The organism is Mycobacterium sp. TH-M25, from assembly GCF_057473665.1.
This window is the reverse complement of sequence record NZ_JBYCLA010000253.1, coordinates 1-6,632: the sequence shown is the minus strand read 5'-3', so window position 1 is coordinate 6,632 and position 6,632 is coordinate 1. Positions and strand designations below refer to the sequence as shown.

The window sequence follows — 6,632 nt, the reverse complement described above, 5'->3', positions numbered from 1 at the left end:
CCGGCAGGGTCAGCTCGCTGCTCGCGACGAACCCACCCAGTTGTCTGTTACGTTCCAACAGGGCGACGGTCCAACCGGCACGCCCCAACTCAGCGGCTGCCACCATGCCGTTGATCCCTGATCCGACGACGATAGCGTCGACCTCGCTATTCACCCGAAGCTCCCGCAGCCGCTCTATCTAGTGACACTCTAGGCAACGGTAGAGACAAACATCCTAGGAAACTATCCGATTAGCGCAGTCACAACGCTTGCGTTTCATGGATAGCTCTCGAAATTGAGTTTACGTATGCTACACCTCGCAGCTGATCGCTGTTGCGGCGATCACCGTGGGCAGAAGGGCCGCCAAATGACCACACAGGCAGGCGATCTCGTCGGTATATCGCCTACCGACACCCGAAGCGTGGCCACGGTCGGTCTAGGCGCTGTCAACGTGCTGACGTTGCCCAATGCAGCCGCCTTGATCGACGACATAGGTGAGGTCGGGGCCAAACCGGTTGTAGGCCATGCCGCCAGGCGGATCCTCATAACATCGACCGACATGAAATGAGATAGATGATGACAGTGGATTTCCGATACCCCCAGAAGCGTACGAGAAGGGAAACCCCGTGACGACGGACCAGCTAGTGCGGCAGTATATTTCAGGCACATGGCGTGAAGGCCACGGTGAGAAGATTCTCGTTGACCGTAATCCGTTCAGCGGCGGGACTATTGCGGAGTTTCGTTGCGCCGCCATCAACGATATTGATGAAGCGTATCGAGCAGCTGCAGATGCGCAAACGATTTGGTCGGAAATCAACCCGTACGAACAGCGAACGGTATTCGAGAACGCAGCACGGATCGTTGAGGAGCGCCGTTCGGAGATCACTGAGTTAATCGCTACCGAGTTGGGCGGGACCGCGCTAAAGGCAGAATTCGAAATCGGGCTTGTTATCGACAACCTCAAGGAGGCCGCTACCCTGCCCCTACGCGTGCAGGGCAGCATTTTACCGTCACCCGTACCCGATACCGAGAACTACGTATATCGTCGGCCGCTCGGGGTTGTCGCCGTTATCAGCCCATTCAACTTTCCGTTTTTTTTGAGCATGAAGTCAGTTGCGCCGGCATTGGCTACGGGCAATGGTGTCGTCCTGAAGCCGCACGAAGAAACACCGGTGGTCGGTGGTACGTTGATAGGATCGATCTTCGAAGAAGCGGGTCTTACGCCTGGGTTGCTGAACGTCACTGTGTTCGAAGTCCCGGCCATCGGCGATTACTTCTTAGAGCATCCGGTTCCCAGAGCATTGCTATTCACCGGTTCCACCGTGGTCGGCCGCCACGTTGCCGAGGTTGCCGGGAGGACCTTAAAGAAAGTCATTCTAGAGCTTGGTGGCAGTAGTGCGTTCATCATATGCGAGGACGCTGACCTTGACTATGCTGTCGACTCCGCTATTTTCAGCCGGTTCGCCCATCAGGGTCAGATTTGTATGTGTGCGAACCGCATCATGGTTCACTCCAGCATCGCCGATGAGTTCAAACAACGCTTCACCGAGAAGGTTGCAGCTTTGACTGTGGGCGACCCCACCAGGGAAGAAACGGTCATAGGTCCGCTTATCAACAATCGACAGGCTGAGTTGCTTGAGGCCAAAATTGACGCTGCAGTCAAATCCGGGGCGCAGCCGCTACTCCGGGGCGAAAGAGACGGTAATCTGTTGTCACCGGTTGTATTGGCGAACGTTTCGGTCCACGACGACATTACCCGTGAAGAACTGTTCGGCCCGGTCGTGATGATCATGGATTTCGATAGCGACGAACAAGCGATCACCATGGCAAATACGAGTGACTACGGTCTCAGCGGCGCGGTGCATACACGGGACCTCACTCGGGGTGTCCAAATCGCGCGTCGTATAGACACGGGCATGGTACACGTGAATGACACCACCATTGCGGATGAACCCATCGTCCCATTTGGCGGCGAGAAAGAGTCCGGCATCGGTCGCCTGAATGGCCAATCGAGTATTGACGAGCTGACGACGACGCAGTGGGTGTCGGTGAACCACGGGCGGAGGATCTATCCGTATGAGTAGAGCAACTCCATGTCGCCCGGACCACCTAACTGCGGTGATGGCACAGCTTCGACCGAACGGGGTGGTCGGGGTCATGGCACAAATGGCGGCTAGATATTTGATGCCGCCCGGCCGGTGTTTTTGTAACGTAAATTTCTGGATGAGAAGGGCCAGTGAAAATGAATATGCATAGGCAGCACGGCGTTGTGATTATTTATAGAGCAAAAATCGCGTGGGTGTAACGGGAGGAGATTTTGACATGAGTAGTTCCGCGAGTACCTATACAGATGCACGCCGAATTGGGGTAATGTCAACCCTTCTCATCGTCGGTATATCACTTTTGATCGCTGCCCTAGTCGACTCGGCGACGTTCACCGGACCGGTCGGGACTTTTTTTCTCTCATGGCTGCCAGCCCAAGCCGTGCTCACCGGCATCTGGGCGCACCGCTCTGACCGGCTAGCCGTACCGCAGCCGATCCGCGGCGTGATTTTAGCCATTGCCGCGGGTGTCATTGCCGCTATAAATGAGGTCGTCTGTGTCAACACCGTCGGAGGAGGGAGAGGAACCAGTACGCCGCAGATCGCGATGTTCAGCATCGTCGTTGTGGTTGCCACGTTCTGGCTCGCTGTAATTTTCGATGGCTGGCCCTTCAAGAAAATCGCCAACGACGTCGTGGCCGCGGCTACTTTGCTACTCAGCAGCTACGCGGTCGCGCTTGGCCTCTACTATGCCCTGTTCGACTTCAGTTTCCTACCGCCCCATGCCCAGATCCCCCACACCCCGACAGGTCTGTTCAACGCATGGTATATATCCGGCTTTCTCGTCACCGCGATCAGTGGGATGTTCCTGCCGCCCGCGTTCGGATTCTTGGGATTAGACCGCCTCCACCAACCGGTGCGTGGTCTCTTTTGGACCGCGCTATGTTTGGTCTGGGCCACGGTGCTGTTCGGGGTCGGCATCGGGGTACGCCACGCTGATCCAGTCGCGTTCATTGTTTGGGTTCCGATCCCGCTCCTGTTTGGTGGGCTGATCGTCCTTGTCGTCTTCCACGACTCGCTGCTTGGCGGACCACCGCAGCGGTTGCTGCTTCGCGGGGTATTAAACGTATTGACCATGGCTATTCTCGGTAGCGTCCTAGTGTGGATCTACCAGCTCGTCGGCCATGGCGCCGTCCACCCTCCGTTATTATGGGGACCGCCTACCTACCATGGACAGGTGTGGGTCGCCACCGCAACACTGTCCTTTACCTTTCCCTTGCTGGCCACTCACGCCGACTTTTTCAACCATTGGCCGCTCCGGGCGCGCGAAGTAGCTCGGCTAGATCCGGCACAGTCGGAAAGTGAGCCAAGTTCGGCGTGAGGGGTCAGGCGGTTGGTTGGTTCTAGCCCGCGAATAGTGCTTCGGCTGAGGGCTTCGGGGGCGTTGTTGTAGGCGCGAGAAGGCGACCGCGGTTCTGGCGCGCCGGTGTGGTCGGCGAGTGCACCAAGCCGGTGGTCAGGAGTCGGTCATGCACTCAGGTCAAGAAGTGGGCAATGTGCAGGCCGGGGCGGTCACGGATAGCGGTGGTTGTGCGGGGCCGCGGGTGATCAGGCTGGGGGATTTGACTCGACGCAGGTCATAGGGCAACACCATAGGTGATCTGGAGATGGAGGTTCGGTGCTGAATTTTGGAGCCTTACCACCGGAAATCAACTCAGGAAGAATCTATTCTGGCTCGGGATCCGGATCGTTGGTGGCCGCAGCTGCAGCCTGGGACGCACTGGCGGCCGAGTTGTCTACTGCCGCAGCCGGGTACGGCTCCTTGATTTCGGAGTTGACGGGCAACCGGTGGATGGGGCCGGCGTCAATATCGATGGCTAGGGCGGTGGCACCGTACGTGGCATGGCTGCACAACACAGCGGCCAAGGCCCAGCAAGCCGCTGCGCACGCCAAGGCAGCGGCGGCGGCCTACGATTCGGCGTTCGCGATGACGGTCCCCCCGGCGATGATCGCCGCTAACCGCAGCCTCTTGTCGGCGCTGATCGCAACGAATTTCTTCGGACAGAACATCCCAGCGATCGCGGCCACTGCACTCGATTACAGCGAAATGTGGGAGCAGGATGCCGCTGCGATGTATGTCTACGCGAACTCTGCGGCGAGCGCATCTACACTGACTCCGTTTCGTGCGCCCCCACAGACCACCAACCCAAGCGGCCTGGTTGCGCAGACCGCGGCGATCACCCAAGCCACGACCGGACACGCGCAGATGTTGCCGGCGTTGCTGTCCGCGATTCCGCAAGCACTGCGCAGCATGGCGACGCCCGTGTTGTCCGCATCAGCGGCCCCACCTTCGCTGTCCCACATGCTGTTCAATGTCACGTTGGGGCCGCTGTCGCCGGTGAATTTCGCGTCCGGGCCCGCCAGCGGCGAACTCGAGGGTCTATTGATGTACTCGATGGCTCAAACCGGGGTGAATTTCTCGAAGATATACCCCGCGTTCATGGACTCCCTGCCGGCCTCCCTAGCGAGCGGAGCTGGCTCCGAAACGACGTTGGCCAGCTGGACAGCGCCCGCGCAGGTGTCGGCGAATATGGGCCGTGCCGCTTTGGTCAGCAACATGTCGGTGCCGCAGAGTTGGGTTTTGGCCGCCCCGGAAATCACACCGGCCGCCGTGCTTTTGCCATCGTCAAGCCCGACGGCAGCCGTAGCGGCGATCACCGACGCTGAAGAGGGGAGCCTGTTCGGCGACATGGCGCTCTCCGGTTTGGCGGGTCGAGCGATCGCCGGCACGGGTGCTCAAACTGCTCGATCTGCGAAGATGACAAGTGGCGATACCCCGGCCGCGGACCCTGCGGCCATCAACATCATCCTAATAACCGAAGACGAGTAAACGGCGGCTGCAATACACGGTGGAATGGGATGCACGAGGAAATGGACGATTACACGAACAGGGCGCTACGACCGGTGGATAAAGGCTAGGGATGGATTACGGATTGTTGCCACCGGAGATCAATTCTGGTCTTATGTACACCGGCCCCGGGCCGGGATCGATGTCGGAGGCTGCGGCAGCGTGGGATAGCCTTGCCGTCGAGCTACGGTCGACGGCGGATTCCTATCCTTCGATATTGTCGACGTTGGCCGCTGGATGGCGGGGTCCGTCCGCGATGCGGATGGAGATGGCAGCCACCCCCTACGCGGCGTGGCTAAGGGGTGCCGCCGCCCGAGCCGAGCAGGCAGCCACCCAGGCCAAGGCAGCCATCGACGCCTACCAGACAGCCTTTACGGCGACGGTTCCTCCGCCCGTGGTGGCTGCTAACCGTCGCGAACTGGCGTCGTTGATCGCGACAAACACTCTCGGCCAAAACACGCAGGCAATCACGGCTGCCGAAACCCAGTACGCACAGATGTGGGCTCAAGACGCCGCGGCAATGTACCACTACGCTGGTTCTTCGGCGGCCGCTACCCAGCTGGTGCCGTTTGCTCCCCCACCCCAGACCACCAATCCGGCGGGCGTCACGAGCCAACACTCTGCTACCGTTCACGCCGCCGCCGCGTCGGCAGGCAATGCGCAGCCCGTACTATCCCAGTTAGCTGCGCTAATGTCTGGCGTGCCGTCGGCGCTGGGAAATGCCGCAACATCAGGCCAGATGATCCCACCGGGGATTGCGCTGCTGCTCCAACCCTTGCGGTTGTCGTCTTTCTTGTCGCTGACGACGGAGGCACTCGGAACGCTCCTAAGGGGTCTCACCACGTCAGGTACGGCCCTCGTGACCACCATCTTCGGCATGAACCTCAGCATGTTGTGGATGCAGGCTGCGATGTCCCCGATCGCTACGTCAGCAGCGCTGAGCCCCGCCGCCGCAGCTGAACTGATATCAGATGCGGGGACGGCCACCCCGACGGTATCGGCGAGGTTCGGCAGTACCGTGCTTGCGGGGCGGTTGTCAGTACCGCCCAGTTGGGCCGTGGCCACGCCGACGGCCAAGTTGGTCGCCTCTGCGTTACAAAGCACCAGCGCGTCTGCGGTGCCCACAGCGGCGACAAAGGGTGTCGACGGCATGTTTAGCCAGATGACCCACGCGGGTTTAGCCGGTGGCGTCCTCGGCAGGGCAATCCCCTCCGCAATCAACGTGACATCCGTTCGGCGGGCAGACACGGTGCGCAACAAGGACGACTCGAAGCCGAGCAAGTTCGAACGCGTCCTCGCCGAACTCTCGCAGAAGCCCGAGTCAGTTCAGCACTGGCACACCGACAAAGCTCAGCTTGAGGCCCTGCTGGACCAGCTGTCGAAGACACCAGGAACCCATGCCGTGCACATACACCCCGAGCCTCGATCTTCCACATAGTTGACTGGTGTCGAGTCCTCGACTTTCGCAGTTTGGGGGCCCTGCGGCGGGTGTGATTTAAGAGTTAGTTGTGACTCGATCGGCGTGTCGTCGTGATCGGGCCGAGATCATGACCTGACTTAGGACACAATCCGGTTCGGATTTCGCTGGCACCGCTGTGGCCTGCGGTTTTGTTTGGCGATAGGTCGAAACTTGCGCACTAATCGGGGCTCGTAGGGTGCAGCGGTGTGGCCGATGTGCGCCACCGTTAAGACCGTTTCGGGGG

5 protein-coding genes are annotated in these 6,632 nt (G+C 59.8%); 4 read left to right on the top strand and 1 reads right to left on the bottom strand.

Annotation, left to right across the window (positions count from 1 at the left end; genetic code table 11):
- Positions 1-154 (bottom strand): FAD-dependent oxidoreductase (locus AC2VOU_RS08480; RefSeq protein WP_486956973.1); only part of this gene is annotated, 154 nt, incomplete at its 3' end.
- Between the two features lie 451 nt (positions 155-605).
- Here AC2VOU_RS08480 and AC2VOU_RS08475 point away from each other — a divergent pair.
- The 4 genes from AC2VOU_RS08475 (at position 606) to AC2VOU_RS08460 (ending at position 6,367) form a co-directional block, all read left to right on the top strand.
- Entirely contained in the window at positions 606-2,063 is a 1,458-nt protein-coding gene (locus AC2VOU_RS08475) for an aldehyde dehydrogenase family protein (protein ID WP_486956971.1), read from the top strand.
- Between the two features lie 286 nt (positions 2,064-2,349).
- Positions 2,350-3,402, top strand: a complete 1,053-nt coding sequence (locus AC2VOU_RS08470; RefSeq protein WP_486956970.1) for a hypothetical protein — start codon at positions 2,350-2,352, stop codon at positions 3,400-3,402.
- 300 nt (positions 3,403-3,702) lie between these two features.
- Complete coding sequence (locus tag AC2VOU_RS08465) at positions 3,703-4,911, top strand: PPE family protein (protein WP_486956972.1); 1,209 nt, start codon at positions 3,703-3,705, stop codon at positions 4,909-4,911.
- A 91-nt stretch (positions 4,912-5,002) separates the two neighbouring features.
- On the top strand, positions 5,003-6,367 hold the full coding sequence (locus AC2VOU_RS08460) for a PPE family protein (protein ID WP_486956969.1): 1,365 nt from the start codon (positions 5,003-5,005) through the stop codon (positions 6,365-6,367).
- Positions 6,368-6,632 lie beyond the last annotated feature (265 nt).

Bases quoted from the DNA above. Each gene is read 5' to 3' on its own strand.
- AC2VOU_RS08460 (WP_486956969.1), top strand. From the start codon at position 5,003: ATGGATTACGGATTGTTGCCACCGGAGATCAATTCTGGTCTTATGTAC.
- AC2VOU_RS08470 (WP_486956970.1), top strand. From the start codon at position 2,350: ATGTCAACCCTTCTCATCGTCGGTATATCACTTTTGATCGCTGCCCTA.